Below are 14,631 nucleotides of genomic sequence, written 5' to 3'. Positions count from 1 at the left end.
GCCCGGTTTTTTCTTATCTTACTGCCAGAATTTCCACCACTTGCGTTCCTTGTTCACCCCTTCCGGGCTGAGGAATGCCGTGTTCGGGTAGTTCTTGGTCAGCACGCGCAAGGCATCGTCGCGCAAGTCGGTCAAGCCCAGCTTGTCATACGAGCGGTACATGATGAACAGCGCTTCTTCGATGGCCGGCGAAGCGGCAAAGTCGCTGACCGTCGTTTGCGCGCGGTTGGCGGCGGCCAGATAGGCGCCGCGGCGGTAGTAATAGCGCGCCACGTGCACTTCGTATTTCGCCATGGCATCGATCAAATAGTTCATGCGGGCCAGCGAATCGGGCGCGTATTTGCTATTTGGAAACTTGTCGACCAGTTGCTTGAAGGCGGCAAACGCTTCGCGCGTGGCCTTCGGATCGCGCTCGGTCGGATCTTGCTCGTACAGGAAGTTCAGGAAGCTGATCTGGTCGTTAAAGCTGATCAGACCCCGCAAGTAGTACATATAGTCCACATTGGCGTGGTTCGGATGCAACTTGATGAAGCGTTCGACGGCAGCCAGTGCCTGAGCCTGGTCTCCCGACTTATAATACGCGTAAGCGATCTCCATCTGCGCTTGCAGAGCATAGTTGCCGAAAGGATAGTTAGCCTCCAGCTTCTGGAACAGGCCGATTGCAGCTTCATAGTGCTGCCCGGCCATTTCTTCACGCGCCTCCGAGTATAATTTCGTAACGGACCAGTTTTTGGTCTCATCCACTTTTTCAGGCAACAAGCTGCAAGCGGACATGCCGAGCAGAACGACTGAAGCGACTACCAACGATAATTTTTTTTGCATGACGTTTTGCAAGAAGGTTTTAACCAAGATTTTACAATAGGCTGATTATAGCCGATGGGAATGCTGTGATATTAACTCCGAAGCCTAATTTGGCTGACCCCGCGTTTGACTCCCTTTCTGACCATGTTGCCGAAGAGGCGTTTGACGGCGATTTTGCCGCCGACGACGTCTTCGAGGAAATGGCCCCGATTACATTGGAACTGACGCCGGACGCCTGCGGCCACCGCCTCGATAAAGTCATCGCCCAGCTGGTGCCGCAATACTCGCGCAGCCGCTTGCAATTGTGGCTGGAAGCCGGTTTCGTGACCGTCGATGGAAAAGTTGCCAAACGCAACATGACCGCCTACGGCGACGAGAAGATCGTCATTCTGCCGCAAAGCGCGCCGGAAGACGAGGCTTTTAAGCCGGAAGCGATGGAATTGAACATCGTGCACGAAGATGAGCATATCATCGTCATCAACAAACCGGCCGGACTGGTCGTGCATCCGGGCCCCGGCAACTGGTCGGGCACCCTGCTCAACGGCCTGCTGCACCACTGCCCGCAACTGGCGGGCGTGCCGCGCGCCGGCATCGTGCACCGCCTGGACAAGGATACGAGCGGTTTGATGGTGGTCGGCAAGACCCTCGCTTCGCAAACGGACCTGGTGCGCCAGTTGCAGGCGCGCACCGTCAAGCGCGAATATTTCGCGCTCGTGTGGGGCACGCCGAAGGCGGCGGGCACCATCGATGCGTCCATCGCGCGCCACCCGCGCGACCGCGTCAAGATGGCCGTCTCGGAAAACTTCACGGCCAAGCCCGCCATCACGCACTATGAATTGATCGGCAGCGGCGAACTCGACCGCCGTCCCGTGAGCCTGATGCAATGCCGCCTGGAAACAGGCCGCACGCACCAGATCCGCGTGCACATGCAGCATCTGGGCTTTGCGCTGGTCGGTGATTATGTGTACGGCAAGCAGCACCTGGTGTCCGTCTTCTCGCGCCAGGCGCTGCAGGCGCGCCGCCTGGGCCTCGTGCATCCGGGCACCCTGGAAGCGTGCGAGTGGATCGTGCCGCTGGCCGACGATTTCGCGCAACTGATCGCCACGGCCGGCATTCCCGAGCCGGAACAGGTCTGATGACGGCTGCCTTGCCTTATATCACTCCCCATTGGCCCGGCCTGCCCGCGAACGTGGGCGCGCTGGCGACCGTGCGCGCGGGCGGCGTCAGCCAGGGCCCGTATGGTGACGGGCAGGGCTGCGGTGGCTTGAACCTGGGCACGCACGTGGGCGACGAACCCGCGCACGTGGCAGCCAACCGCGCGCGGCTGGCGGGCGCCTTGCCATCCGAGCCCGCTTGGCTGTCGCAGGTGCACGGCGTGGCCGTCGCCGATGCCGGGAAGCTGGACGGTTGCGTGCCCGATGCCGACGCCAGCGTGGCAACGCAGCCTGGCGCCGTGTGCGTCGTGATGACGGCCGATTGCCTGCCGGTATTGTTTTGTTCGACGGATGGCCTCGTCGTCGGCGCGGCCCACGCGGGCTGGCGCGGCCTGGCCAACGGCGTCTTGCAGCGCACGGTGGACAGCATGCGTGCGCAGGGCGCGACGGATATCCTCGCCTGGCTGGGGCCGGCCATTGGTCCACAGCAATTCGAAGTGGGGCACGATGTGTTGCAAGCGTTCCGCGACGGCGCGCGCGATGATGCCGAGCGGCAAGTGTTGAGCGCTTCCTTCGTCGCCATCGCTGGCAAGCCGGGCAAGTACCTGGCCGACATCTATGCGCTGGCGCGCACCATGCTGCTGCGCGATGGCGTGGCGCAAGTGGCAGGCGGGGAATATTGCACCGTCAGCGATGCGGCGCAGTTTTACTCGTACCGGCGCGATGGCGTCACGGGAAGACAGGCCAGCTTGATCTGGCGCAAATAATCTGCACGGCAGACACTTATGTGTCTGCCGTTTTTGTTTTATCGTCTGCTGAGGCCAGCGCGCGGGCTTGCAGTTCCGCGATGCGCGCCGCCTTGCGTTTGCGTCTCCTTGAGCCCGTCAGATAGAATAGGATGGACAGCGGGATGACGCAGTACAGCACGAAGGTCATCACCCCGGCGACGATGGACGGTTCCGTCAGCGCCATGAGGCCGACGACATAGATCCAGGCAACAGCGGTCATGAGCATCATTGGTATTGGCAGTCAGTAAGAGTTTGCATGCAGGTGGCCCGGAAGTAATTATTTATCAATTCTTGAATGGATTTATATAGCTATGAACATGCCCGATCCTCAAATGATGACCAAGGAATGGATGGCGCAGATCAGCAATCCTGAACAGTGGAAGACGTGGTTCAACATGGTACCGCAGCCGGCCGGCAATCCGATTGCCGGCATTTTGCAGGATGCGGGTGCCAGCATCAAGCCGGAAGCGATCGAGCAGCTGAAAAATGCCTACGTGGCCAAGCTGACGGGCTTGTGGGCAGACTTTATGGCCGGCAAGGCGCCGGAATTGAAAGACCGCCGTTTCTCCGCGCCCGCCTGGCACGCCAGCCCCCTGTCGGCCTTCAATGCGGCCGCCTACCTGCTGAACGCGGAATTTCTCAGCGCCATGGCCGACGCCGTGGAAGCGACGCCGCACCAGAAGCAAAAGATTGCGTTTGCCGTGCAGCAAATCGTCGACGCCATGTCGCCCGCCAATTTTCTTGCCACCAATCCCGACGCGCAGCAAACCCTGATCGAGACCAAGGGTGAAAGCCTGGCCAAGGGCTTGAGCAACATGCTGGCCGACATGGGCAAGGGCCGCATTTCGCAGTCCGACGAATCGGCCTTCGAAGTGGGCCGCAACGTGGCCACCACGCCGGGCACGGTGGTGTTCGAAAACGCGCTGTTCCAGCTGATCCAGTACACGCCGACGACGGCCACGGTACACCAGCGGCCGCTGCTGATGGTGCCGCCGTGCATCAATAAATTCTATATCCTTGACTTGCAGCCGGAAAACTCGCTCGTGCGCTATGCGGTGGAGCAGGGCAATACCGTGTTTCTGATGTCCTGGCGCAATCCGGACCTGAGCATGCAGCACCTGACGTGGGACGATTACGTCGAGCAAGGCGTGATCGAAGCGATTCGGGTCACGCAGGACATTTCCGGCCAGGACAAGCTCAATATGTTCGGCTTTTGCGTGGGCGGTACCATCGTCTCGACGGCGCTGGCCGTGCTCAAGGCGCGGGGCGAGAATCCGGCCGCCAGCCTGACCTTGCTGACCACTTTCCTCGATTTCTGCGACACGGGCGCGCTCGACGTCTTTATCGACGAGCCGCAAGTGGCGCTGCGCGAGCAGACGCTGGCCAAGGGCGGTCTGATGTCGGGCCGCGACCTGGGCAGCACTTTTTCGAGCCTGCGGCCGAACGACCTCGTGTGGAACTACGTGCAGTCGAATTACCTGAAGGGCAAGGAACCGCCCGCGTTCGACTTGCTGTACTGGAATGGCGACGGCACGGGCTTGCCGGGCCCCATGTTCTGCTGGTATCTGCGCAACACCTACCTGGAAAACAGCCTGAAAGTGCCGGGCAAGCTGACGGTGGCCGGCGAAAAGGTCGACTTGAGCAGCATCGACGCGCCCGCATTCATCTACGGTTCGCGCGAAGACCATATCGTGCCCTGGGGCGCGGCGTACGCCAGCACGGCCGTGCTGAACCCGAAAAAGCCGAAAGCCAACCGCTTCATCCTTGGCGCCTCGGGCCATATCGCCGGCGTGATCAATCCTGCCTCGAAGAAAAAGCGCAGCTACTGGAGCAATGACGCGGGCAAAGGCGCACGCACGGCGAAAGCCAAGCCCTTGACTGCCGAACAGTGGATGGAAGGCGCGACCGAGCACGTGGGCAGCTGGTGGCCCGAATGGGCGGCTTTCCTGGCTGAACACGGCGGCGCGCAGGTGAAGGCGCCGGGCAAGCCGGGCAACAAACGCCACGCGGCAATCGAGCCGGCGCCGGGGCGGTATGTTAAAGTCAGGGCGGACTAGTTTACAAAAGCTTCTGGCCCGGCAAGACCGGCGTAATCTCCGGTCTTGTCAGGAATCTACTTTTAGTTGCGTTGCAATAAATGCGGGAATCTACTACCCTGATGTGCAATGGAGCCGTTTTCCACTCTATAATGGAAAACGTAGGCAGGTGCGAAAGCGGACCCACGTTCGCTTTTTTTTCGGATTAACTCAGTATGCGCTGCGGCGCAATAAGTGGAACTTGTGATGAGTAGTGCAAAAAAAAGTATAGACCGCCTGATTAAAAAATATCCCAACCGCCGTCTGTATGACACGCAAACCAGTTCCTACATCACCTTGACGGACGTCAAGCAGCTGGTGTTGGACAATGAGGTGTTTACCGTCGTCGATGCCAAATCCAATGAAGATTTGACGCGCAGCATCTTGCTGCAAATCATTTTGGAAGAGGAAGCGAATGGCGCGCCCATGTTCTCGAGCAGCGTGTTGTCGCAGATCATCCGCTACTATGGCCACGCCATGCAGGGCATGATGGGATCCTACCTGGAAAAGAACGTGCAAGCGTTCACCGATATCCAGCACAAATTCACGGGCACGTCGGCCGGCAGTTTCGAAGGCAAGCCCTTCAGCCCTGAAATGTGGACCCAGTTCATGAATGTCCAGGGTCCGATGATGCAAGGCATGATGAACAACTACATCGACCAGAGCAAGAGCCTGTTCGTGCAGATGCAGGAACAGATGCAGAGCCAGAGCAAGAATCTGTTCGGCACCTTCCCGTTTGTGCCGCCGGTACCTCCAACCGACAAAAAGTAATCGATCCGACACACTCACCGGGCGATTCGCTTGCCCGGGAGTTGTATTGGCGTCATCAAAACAGCATAGTTCTGCCAGCAAGGGGCGGCTCGGGGTACAATAGCCGATTCGCCTCACCATTTTACTAGCTGCCAACTATGTCTGAAATTCACCGTATTCCCGTTCCTTCCGCCCAGCCCGAGGCCATGCTGGCCATGCCAGGTGCGGCGCCGAAAGTGGGCTTTGTCTCGCTCGGCTGCCCGAAAGCGCTGGTCGACTCCGAACAAATCCTGACCCAACTGCGCGCCGAAGGCTACGAAACGGCGAAATCCTACGCTGGCGCCGATCTGGTGATCGTCAATACCTGCGGTTTTATCGATGCTGCCGTGCAAGAGTCGCTCGACGCCATCGGCGAAGCGCTGGCTGAAAACGGCAAAGTGATCGTGACCGGCTGCCTGGGCGCCAAGAAAGATGCTGCCGGCGACGACATCATCATGAAGGTGCACCCGAAAGTGCTGTCCGTCACGGGCCCGCACGCGCTGGCCGAAGTGATGGACTCCGTCCACTTCCACCTGCCGAAACCACACGCGCCTTTCCTCGACCTGGTGCCGCCGCAAGGCGTCAAGCTGACACCCAAGCATTACGCCTACCTGAAAATTTCCGAAGGCTGCAACCACCGCTGCAGCTTCTGCATCATCCCGTCCATGCGCGGCGACCTCGTTTCGCGTCCGATCGGCGAATTGATGATCGAAGCGGAAAACCTGTTCAAGGCCGGCGTCAAGGAATTGCTGGTCATTTCGCAAGATACCTCGGCGTATGGCGTGGACGTGAAATTCCGTTCCGGCTTCTGGAATGGCCGTCCCGTGAAGACCCACATGACGCAGCTGACGGAAGCGCTGGGCGAACTGGCCAAGTCCTACGGCGCCTGGGTGCGCTTGCATTACGTGTATCCATACCCGCACGTGGACCAGATCATCCCGATGATGAGCGGCGGCCACATCCTGCCATATCTGGACATTCCGATGCAGCATGCGCACCCTGACGTGCTCAAACGCATGAAGCGTCCGGCCAGCGGCGAGAAAAACCTGGACCGCATCCAGGCCTGGCGCGCCATCAACCCGGACCTGACCATCCGCTCGACCTTTATCGCCGGTTTCCCTGGCGAAACGGAAGCGGAATTCGAGTACTTGCTGGACTTCCTCAAGGAAGCGCAGATCGACCGCCTCGGCTGCTTCGCGTATTCGCCTGTCGAAGGCGCGACCGCCAACGAAATCGCCAATCCCGTGCCGGAAGAGCTGCGCGAAGAGCGCCGCGGCCGCGTCATGCTGCTGCAGGAAGAAATTTCCAAGAAACGCCTGCAAGCCAAGGTCGGCAAGACCGTGCGCGTGCTGATCGATGAAGTCACCCGCTCCGGCGGTGTGGGCCGCTCGTCCGCCGACGCGCCGGAAATCGACGGCGTCGTGTATGTGAAGCCGCCATTCGAGCCGCACCGCAAGCTGGCTGTCGGCCAGTTCGTCGACGTGACCATCACCTCGGCCGACGCGCACGACCTGTGGGGCGCTGCCGAGTAAAAAACGTCCATGCCGGCGTTGCGCTGCCTTGCCGTACAGTAAGGTACTGCCTGCGGCAGCGCGCCTTGGCCTGAACGTTTTTACGCGGTGAAGATGATATTTGACAAGGTGTAACACTCTGTCATACGTACGGCGTACAGGGCGTAAAGCCCTTACAATCAAGGCGGACCAGCAATTGCTGGCCCGCCTTTTTATTTGCCGACGACGCCATGACCACACCCAAATCCCCCCAGACGGCGCTGATCCACAGCGATTACCAGGCGCCGCAAGGCTTTGCGGCGTTTCCCAACGCCATCCATCATGCTTCGACCGTGCTGTTCAAGGACGTGGCGGCCATGCGCTCGGGCGACTGGAAAGAGAAGAACGCCTACACCTACGGCTTGCACGGCACGCCCACCACCTTCACCCTGGAAGCGCGGCTGGCCGAGATCGAAGGGGGCACGCACTGCCTGTTGGCGCCGTCGGGCCTGGCGGCCATCGCCATGGCGGACTTTGCCCTGCTGAAAACGGGCGATGACGTTTTATTGCCGGAAAACATCTACAACCCGAACCGCGAACTGGGACGCTGGCTGGCGCAGGATTTCGGCATCACGGCCCGCTATTACGATCCGCTCATCGGCGCCGGCATCGCGGGCTTGATCCAGCACAATACCAAGCTGATCTGGACGGAAGCGCCTGGCTCCGTGACGATGGAAGTGCCGGACTTGCCCGCCATTTGCGCGGCCGCCCATGCGCGCGGCGTGCTCGTCGCCCTGGACAATACCTGGTCGGCGGGCCTGGCCTTGCGCGGCTTTGACCTGGGCGTGGACATCATCATGCAGGCGCTGACGAAATACCAGTCGGGCGGCTCGGACGTGCTGATGGGCGCCCTGATCACGCGCGAGCGGGCGCTGCACGACCGGCTGGCGCAGGCGCACATGCGTCTGGGCATGGGCGTGGGGGCGGACGACGCCTACCTGGTGCTGCGCGGCTTGCCCACCATGAAGCTGCGCTTCGACGCCCACGACCAGGGCGCGCGCACGGTGGCCGCCTGGCTCAAGGGGCGCAGCGAGATTGCCACGGTGCTGCATCCGGCATACGAAGATTGCCCGGGCCACGCCATCTGGCAGCGCGATTTCACGGGCGCGGGCGGCCTGTTTTCCGTGCTGTTCGATGCCCGCTACACGGAGGCGCAGACGGACCGCTTCGTCGATGCCTTGCAGTTGTTCAAGATTGGCTACAGCTGGGGCGGCGCGAACAGCCTGGTGATGCCGTACCGCATCGCCGCCATGCGCAAGGGTTGGCAATTGCCGGGCCAGCTGGTGCGCCTGAACGTGGGACTGGAAGATCCGCAGGATCTGATCGCCGATATCGAACGGGCGTTCGCGGCGATGTAGAGGTAAGCGGGCAAGCACGATAGCTTGCCCACAAGCAATTTACAGGGGCACGGGCTTGTTGTTGTTTAAGTCGAGGAAGCCGCGCAGCAGGCGGTAGGCTTTCCACAGCCAGGCCACGCCCCACACGAGGAAGGCCAGCGGGATGCCGATCAGCGTGATCCACAGGATGGCGCCGACGACGATCCAGGCCACGTACCACCAGAAGGAACGGATCATCCAGCTGTGATGGCTGTACACGAAGGTCCCGGCCGCCTCGTCCCGCTTCACATAATTGATGATGAGCGGAATGAAGGAAAACGCGCCCAGCGAAAACACGAAGCTGGCGCCATGTATCAGGTACAACCACCAGGCCAGGTTCTTGGTCTGCTGGAGTTGGGTATCCAAAATAATATCTTGTGACATGAAGGCTCCTGTCGTTGCTCAATTTTTAATTGTAACAAGCAAAGCGGAGCAGGAGCGCAGTCCATGGAAAAAGGCAGAATACATTGTTGAAACGAAATCGCTATCCCACCCTGGCCGCGCGCGCCAGGTCATGGCTGCGCCAGGCTTTGCCGGCCTTGCTGCTGTGCGCCTCGGCGGCCTATGCCGCCGGCGCCCCGCTGGAGACGGAGTTTGCCGCCGGCTTGAAGGAAGAGGGCCTGGCGGGCGCCGTCTGGAGTGAAGTCTTGCCTGACGGAACAGTCAAAGTCGGCGCGTCCGGCCTGCGCGATGCCGCCAGGCGCATGCCCATGCAGGCGGACACGCGCATGCAGGTGGGTTCCGTGGGCAAGGTGGCGCTGGCGCTGGGCGTCTTGCGCCTGGTCAGCGAAGACCGGCTCACGCTCGACACGCCCCTGCAGCAGGTGCTGCCGGAACTGGCGCTGAAAAACCCGTGGCAAGCCAGCGACCCCGTGCGCATCCGCCACCTGCTGGCGCATACGTCCGGCCTCGACAATGTGCGCTTCTGGCAGGCGTTCAGCCTGAACCCGGCGCCGCAGACGCCGCTGGTCGACGCTTTTGACGGCGACCGCAACCTGCTGCGCGTGCGCGCCCGGCCCGGCAGCCGCTATGCATATTCGAACATGGGCTATGGCTTGCTGGGCATGGTGATCGAGAAAATCACGGGCCAGCCGTACGAGCGCTATCTCGATGCGCAGCTGCTGCAGCCGCTGGGCATGGCGGACAGCACGTTCGCCTTCGTTACGCAAGTGAGCACGCAAATGAGTACGCAGGCGGGTGCGCAGGCTGATCCGCGCCTGGCCATGGGCTACTTCGAGCATGGCGTGGCGCAGCCGGCCGTGCCCCAGTATTTGCGTCCGGCCGCGCAATTTACCACCACGGCGGCCGACATGGGCAAGCTGGCGCAATTCCTGATGGGCGACGGCAAGCTGCAGGGCAAGCGCTTCATCGACCTGGCGCTGATGGGCGCCTTGTCCGAGCCGTCCGGCACGGATGCGGCGCAGGCGGGCCTGGCCACGGGCCACGGCCTGGCGCTGGCCGTGCGCGACCGCCACAATGTGGTGGGCGCTTGCCATCCGGGCACGGCCGTGGGTTTCCGCGCCATGCTGTGCCTGTACCCGGAGCAGGACAGCGCCTTTTTTGTTGCCTTCAATACGGATGCGGAAGCAGCCGACTATGAACGCTTCAACCGCCTGCTGCTGCGCGACCTGGAACTGCCGCTGCGCGCGCCGGCCCCGCGCGGCACGCCCGCGCCCACGGTGGAAAACTGGCAGGGCGTCTACCTGCCGTCGCCCAGCCCCATGGCCAGCATGGCCTGGGTCGATGCCGTCTTCGGCTTTACGCGCCTGAAATGGGATGGCGAATCGCTGTTTCTGATCCCGTTCCAGGGCGAGCCGAAGGAGCTGGAACCGGTGGGCGGCTTGCTGTTCCGCGCCAGCGACCGCAGCACGCCATCGCACGTGCTGATGCAGGAGGATGGCAAGCATGTGCTCAGCGACGGCTTGCGCAGCTATGAGCGCGCGTCGATGCTGCGCATGCTGGTGCTGTGGGGCAGCCTGGCCCTGGGCGCGGCTGGCTTGTTGTACGTGCTGGTGGTGGGCGTCTGGCGCGCCGCGCTGCGCAGCCTGGGGCGGGGCGACCACCTGTTCGCGCCCTTGCTGTCGCTGCTGGCGCTGCTCTTGCCGCTGCCGTTTTTCTATTTCCAGTCCTACCTGCGCCTGGGCGACGTCACCATCGCCAGCGTGCTGCTGGCGCTGACGACGGGCGCGCTGCCGCTGGCGACGGCGTTCGGTCTGGCGCGCTGCTGGCGCAGCCGCGGCACGGCGGCCGAGGCGGGTTCGTGGGCCAAATGGGATTGGGTGGCCTTGCTGGCGGCCTTGCAACTGCTGCTGGTGCTGGCCTGGTGGGGATTGCTGCCGCTGCGCCTGTGGCACCTGTAGCCGGCGCTCAGCGCCAGGCGTGCAGCAGCCGGCGCCACCAGCGTTGCGCTGGCCTGGACTGGCTGCCATGCCCGGTGCGGCCGGTCCGCTTGGCGCGATAGCTGGCGGCCGCCATCTGCAGGCCGATGCGGTCCATCGCCGCCATCGCGTCCGCCTCCTGCGGCGACAAGCCATGCCGCAACGCGTGTGCACGGGGTTCCAGCAGGAAGGCGGCACGCAGGGCGTCGTCCGTGTAGAGCCTTGCCAGATAGGTTTCCAGTGCGGGGGAACTCATGCGTTTCGCCCCGCGCGCAAGGCCGCGCGCGCCAGCTCCAGCTGGTCCAGCACATGCCCGAACGACGGGTAATTGCCGTCGCGTTCGACGATCACCGTCAACGGTTGCGGCGCCTGGCGCGCCAGCACGGTCAACAGGGCGAAGACGGCGGGCGGCACGTCGTGCATATGGTCGTCCAGCAGGCGCTGGCCGCCGCCAGGCGCGTCGATCCAGTGGCCGCCGCTCAGGTGCACGGCGCCGACCCTGTCCAGGGGCAGGCGCAGCAGCAGTTGCTCCGGGTCATGCCCGAAATTGACGGCGTTCGCATACAGATTATGCAGGTCCAGCAGCAGCGGCACTTGCGCGCCGTCAAGGATGTGCGTCAGCCACTCGGCTTCGTCCAGCGTGCTGGCGGGCGGCTGGACCAGGGTGGCGATGTTTTCCATCAGCGGCGCGCTGCCGACGATGCGCGTGGCCAGCGCGATATTGGCGATGGCGCCGGCGGCGCTGCGCGGCGTGCGCGGCGGCGCCGCCAGGTGGCCGATTTCCACGCCGCCGGCGCGCACGAAACTCAGGTGCTCGGACCACGATTCCGCTTGCACCTCCTTCATCAGGCGCGCCATCGCATGCAGGCGGCGCGGGTCGGCGGGAATCGTCGACGCCAGCCCCATGCCCACGCCGTGCAGGCTGACGGGCACCTGGCGCGCCAGGCTGCGCAAGGCGGCGATGCCGGCGCGCGCGGCGTGGTAATAATCGTCGGCGATCACTTCCAGCACGTCGATGTGCGCCAGGTTGGACAGGATGCCGGTCGCCAGTTCGCCGCGCCAGCCAAGGCCGACGCGGTCGCGCGCGGTCCCCTGGCTAGCTGCCACAGCCGCCGCCACCGCCGCAACCGCCACAGCCGCTGCCGCAGGAAGAACCATCGCCGCCGCCCGACGAGCCGCCGCCGGAGTCGCCCGAGCTGCCGGACGACGAATCGCCACCGCCGTTTTGCCGCGGCACCGGGTACAGCTGGGCGACATACGCGTACACCGACGGCGGCAGGGCGCCGAGGCCGAAGATGGCCGCCAGCAGGGCCATGTCGGCGCTGCTGCTGCCCGCCTGCAGGCGCGATGAACGCATGTTCAGCCGGCCAAACAGCATGCGCAGGTCGGTCAGCAGCCGCTGCGCGCTCCAGCTGGTCGCCTGGGTGCGCAAGCCGCGCAGCATGAGCAGGAAGATCGCCAGCAGCAGCGCCAGGAACAGCAGGTTGTAGTGCTGGCGGCTGATGGCGATGACGGCCTTGACGGCGGCCACCGTCAGCAGCAGCCAGTGCGCCGTCCAGGTGATGCGTTCGCGCCGGCGCAGCAGCGGCGGGCCGACCAGCAATTGCTGCTGCGTCAAGGTTTCCAGGTAGGCGCGGCACGAGGGCAGCATTTCGGCTTGCACGGCCAGTTCCTTGCTGTGTCCCTGGCGGCCCAGGTACAGCTGCAGCACGTCGCGTTCGATGTCATGGCTGGCGAAGCGCAGGCTGTCGGCGCTGACCGTTTCCAGCAGCGGGCCGTCGGCGCGCAGCAAGCCGCGGTCGACCAGCACGATGGTGGCGACTTTCACGGCTTCGAGGGCGCCGCCGCGCAGGAAGGCGATGCGGTAGGGATCATCGGCCAGCGACAGCTGGGCGTGCGGATTGCGCAATTCCATGCGTATCAGCAGCTCGCGCGCCAGGTAGTACACGAGCATGCCAAAGACCAGGTAGGCGAGCAGGAACCAGGGCCCGCTCCAGTCGAACGGATTGGCGCCGTTCACCGCATCTGCTCCGCGTGTTCGCGCAAGTGTTCGGTAATCGTCATCAGGCTTGTGAAGGCGGGCAAGGCCTGCCCGGGCGCCAGGCGCGCCGTTTCGCGCGCCGCCGACATGGCTTGCAGGGCCGCGTGCAGGGCTGGCTCGCCCAGCTGGTCGACAAATGCTTCGAGCGCCTGCTTGCCGGACAGCCCGGACTTGCCCTTCAGCTGCGCCAGCGACGCCGCGGACGAGCGCAGGGGGCCGGCTGCGTCGGCGATGGCGCCGGCCAGCTGTTCTTCATTCAGGCTCAATAGCAGATACCGTTCGCGCATGCGCACCTGCTGGTTCAGCAGCACTTGCCGCAAGCGCCGCAGCACGGCGTCGCGGTTCGTGCGCAGGCTGGCGAAAGGGTCGGCGCCATGCAGCACCTGGTGGCGCGCGATGATGTCGGCGAACTTGACGGCGAAGGCGTCGGCGGCCTGCGTCAATTCGCCCTCGAGCAGGAACATCACCTGCAAATCGATGGCGGCGTGCGCCAGGCGCAAGGGCCCGCGCAGCGCATCGGCCGCCTGCGGCGCAAAGCGCTTGAGCAGCAACAGCAGGTTGACGTCGGAGGTGGCGCGCACCTGGCCATCGGCGGCCGAGCCAAACAGCACGGCGGCGGCAAGGTCGTCACCAAAGGTGTTTTGCGCGGCGGCGACAAACACATCCAGGTGGCGTTGTATCTCTTCTGGCAACGGTGGCGGCATGCGGTGTTCTTTCACGATGGGTTGGCAGGATGCGCATAAGTTTGCAATATAGCAAACTTATGCCATCGTGCGCGCACCGTCCGCCAGATGGCGCCGACTCAGGTCAATACGTTGAGCAAGCCATCGAGTCCCACGAAGTTCAGCGCCACGTCGGCCTGCGAGCGCACCACGGGCTTGGCGCGGAAGGCCACGGACAGGCCGGCGATGCCCATCATTTTCAAGTCGTTGGCGCCGTCGCCCATGACGATGGCCTCGGACGGGGAAATGCCCAGCTCCGCGCAAACTCTTTCCACCGTGCGCTGCTTTTCCTCGGCGTCGACGATGCCGCCTAACACCTTGCCCGTCAGCTTGCCGTCGACGATTTCCAGTTCGTTCGCATGCGTGTAATCGAGGCCCAGGCGTTCCTTCAGGCGCTCCGTGAAGAAGGTGAAGCCGCCCGACACCAGCAGGGTTTTCAAGCCCGCCTTTTGCACGGCCGCCAGCATGGCTTCCGCGCCCGGCGACAGTTTTAACCGTTCATCGTAGACGCGCTGCAGGGCCGACGCGTCGAGGCCTTCGAGCAGGGCCACGCGCTGTTTCAGGCTGGAGCTGAAATCGAGTTCGCCCCGCATGGCCGCTTCCGTGATGGCCGCCACCTGCGGTTTGAGACCCTGCATGTCGGCGATTTCATCGATGCATTCGATGGTGATCAGGGTCGAATCCATGTCCATCGCCACGAGCTTGAATTCGCCGAGCTCGCGCTGGCCCATCATGTAGGTGGCGTCCAGTTGCGCCGCCTGGGCCGCCACTTCAATGGTGGGGCGCAGCGCGGGCGAGTAGGCGATCTGCTCGCAGCGCACGGCGTTCGGGCCCAGGCGCGTGATGGATGTCGGTGCGGCCAGCGCGGCGATGCGCTCGAGGCGGGCGCTATCGCCGTCCAGGCCCTGCAGGATCAGATTCATGGTGATGGTCTTGGTATTGGTCATGGGTCAGCCC

General features: G+C 63.4%; 15 protein-coding genes. 7 read left to right on the top strand and 8 right to left on the bottom strand.

Features of this window, described 5'->3' with window-relative positions; genetic code table 11:
• Window positions 1-18: 18 nt before the first annotated feature.
• Complete coding sequence (locus tag O3301_RS05370) at window positions 19-822, bottom strand: outer membrane protein assembly factor BamD (protein ID WP_219116005.1); 804 nt, start codon at window positions 820-822, stop codon at window positions 19-21.
• 89 nt (window positions 823-911) lie between these two features.
• On the opposite strand from O3301_RS05370, the gene O3301_RS05365 reads away from it, so the two are divergent.
• Window positions 912-1,937 (top strand): RluA family pseudouridine synthase, encoded by a 1,026-nt coding sequence (locus tag O3301_RS05365; protein ID WP_099667537.1) that lies wholly within the window; start codon window positions 912-914, stop codon window positions 1,935-1,937.
• Window positions 1,937-2,722, top strand: coding sequence for a peptidoglycan editing factor PgeF (pgeF, locus tag O3301_RS05360; protein WP_305055778.1), 786 nt, complete (start codon window positions 1,937-1,939; stop codon window positions 2,720-2,722). Before O3301_RS05365 ends, pgeF begins: the two co-directional genes overlap by 1 nt.
• Before the next feature lie 16 nt (window positions 2,723-2,738).
• Here pgeF and O3301_RS05355 read toward each other — a convergent pair whose 3' ends face one another.
• Window positions 2,739-2,963, bottom strand: a complete 225-nt coding sequence (locus tag O3301_RS05355; protein WP_306508607.1) for a hypothetical protein — start codon at window positions 2,961-2,963, stop codon at window positions 2,739-2,741.
• Window positions 2,964-3,054: 91 nt separating this feature from the next.
• On the opposite strand from O3301_RS05355, the gene phaC reads away from it, so the two are divergent.
• From phaC to O3301_RS05335, 4 genes are all read left to right on the top strand, one after another.
• Window positions 3,055-4,800 carry a class I poly(R)-hydroxyalkanoic acid synthase gene (gene phaC, locus O3301_RS05350; RefSeq protein ID WP_305055777.1) on the top strand — a complete coding sequence of 582 codons (1,746 nt, stop codon included), beginning with the start codon at window positions 3,055-3,057 and terminating at the stop codon, window positions 4,798-4,800.
• A gap of 225 nt (window positions 4,801-5,025) precedes the next feature.
• Complete coding sequence (gene phaR, locus O3301_RS05345) at window positions 5,026-5,589, top strand: polyhydroxyalkanoate synthesis repressor PhaR (RefSeq protein WP_010399000.1); 564 nt, start codon at window positions 5,026-5,028, stop codon at window positions 5,587-5,589.
• A 194-nt stretch (window positions 5,590-5,783) separates the two neighbouring features.
• Window positions 5,784-7,139 (top strand): 30S ribosomal protein S12 methylthiotransferase RimO, encoded by a 1,356-nt coding sequence (gene rimO / locus O3301_RS05340; RefSeq protein ID WP_176389289.1) that lies wholly within the window; start codon window positions 5,784-5,786, stop codon window positions 7,137-7,139.
• Between the two features lie 209 nt (window positions 7,140-7,348).
• Window positions 7,349-8,515, top strand: a complete 1,167-nt coding sequence (locus tag O3301_RS05335) for a cystathionine beta-lyase (protein WP_305055776.1) — start codon at window positions 7,349-7,351, stop codon at window positions 8,513-8,515.
• Window positions 8,516-8,554: 39 nt separating this feature from the next.
• Here O3301_RS05335 and O3301_RS05330 read toward each other — a convergent pair whose 3' ends face one another.
• A complete protein-coding gene (locus tag O3301_RS05330; RefSeq protein WP_289897546.1) occupies window positions 8,555-8,917 on the bottom strand; it encodes a hypothetical protein in 363 nt (120 codons plus the stop codon).
• 86 nt (window positions 8,918-9,003) lie between these two features.
• On the opposite strand from O3301_RS05330, the gene O3301_RS05325 reads away from it, so the two are divergent.
• Window positions 9,004-10,893 carry a serine hydrolase gene (locus tag O3301_RS05325; RefSeq protein WP_305055775.1) on the top strand — a complete coding sequence of 630 codons (1,890 nt, stop codon included), beginning with the start codon at window positions 9,004-9,006 and terminating at the stop codon, window positions 10,891-10,893.
• Between the two features lie 7 nt (window positions 10,894-10,900).
• Here O3301_RS05325 and O3301_RS05320 read toward each other — a convergent pair whose 3' ends face one another.
• The 5 genes from O3301_RS05320 to serB form a co-directional block, all read right to left on the bottom strand.
• A complete protein-coding gene (locus O3301_RS05320; protein WP_305055774.1) occupies window positions 10,901-11,167 on the bottom strand; it encodes a hypothetical protein in 267 nt (88 codons plus the stop codon).
• Complete coding sequence (locus O3301_RS05315) at window positions 11,164-12,018, bottom strand: DUF692 family multinuclear iron-containing protein (protein WP_305055773.1); 855 nt, start codon at window positions 12,016-12,018, stop codon at window positions 11,164-11,166. The genes O3301_RS05320 and O3301_RS05315 overlap by 4 nt, the downstream gene beginning before the upstream one ends.
• Complete coding sequence (locus O3301_RS05310) at window positions 12,008-12,931, bottom strand: TIGR04222 domain-containing membrane protein (RefSeq protein WP_305055772.1); 924 nt, start codon at window positions 12,929-12,931, stop codon at window positions 12,008-12,010. Before O3301_RS05310 ends, O3301_RS05315 begins: the two co-directional genes overlap by 11 nt.
• The gene (locus O3301_RS05305; RefSeq protein WP_305055771.1) at window positions 12,928-13,656 is read right to left on the bottom strand and encodes a nucleotidyltransferase domain-containing protein; all 729 of its coding nucleotides are present in this window, start codon (window positions 13,654-13,656) and stop codon (window positions 12,928-12,930) included. The genes O3301_RS05310 and O3301_RS05305 overlap by 4 nt, the downstream gene beginning before the upstream one ends.
• 98 nt (window positions 13,657-13,754) lie before the next feature.
• Window positions 13,755-14,597 (bottom strand): phosphoserine phosphatase SerB, encoded by an 843-nt coding sequence (serB, locus tag O3301_RS05300; protein WP_289911456.1) that lies wholly within the window; start codon window positions 14,595-14,597, stop codon window positions 13,755-13,757.
• Between the last annotated feature and the right edge of the window lie 34 nt (window positions 14,598-14,631).

It is taken from the genome of Janthinobacterium sp. SUN211, from assembly GCF_030587315.1.
Taxonomy (GTDB): Bacteria; Pseudomonadota; Gammaproteobacteria; order Burkholderiales; family Burkholderiaceae_D; genus Janthinobacterium; species Janthinobacterium kumbetense.
Note: the sequence above shows the minus strand (reverse complement) of the source record. Positions and strands in the feature narration are given on the sequence as shown.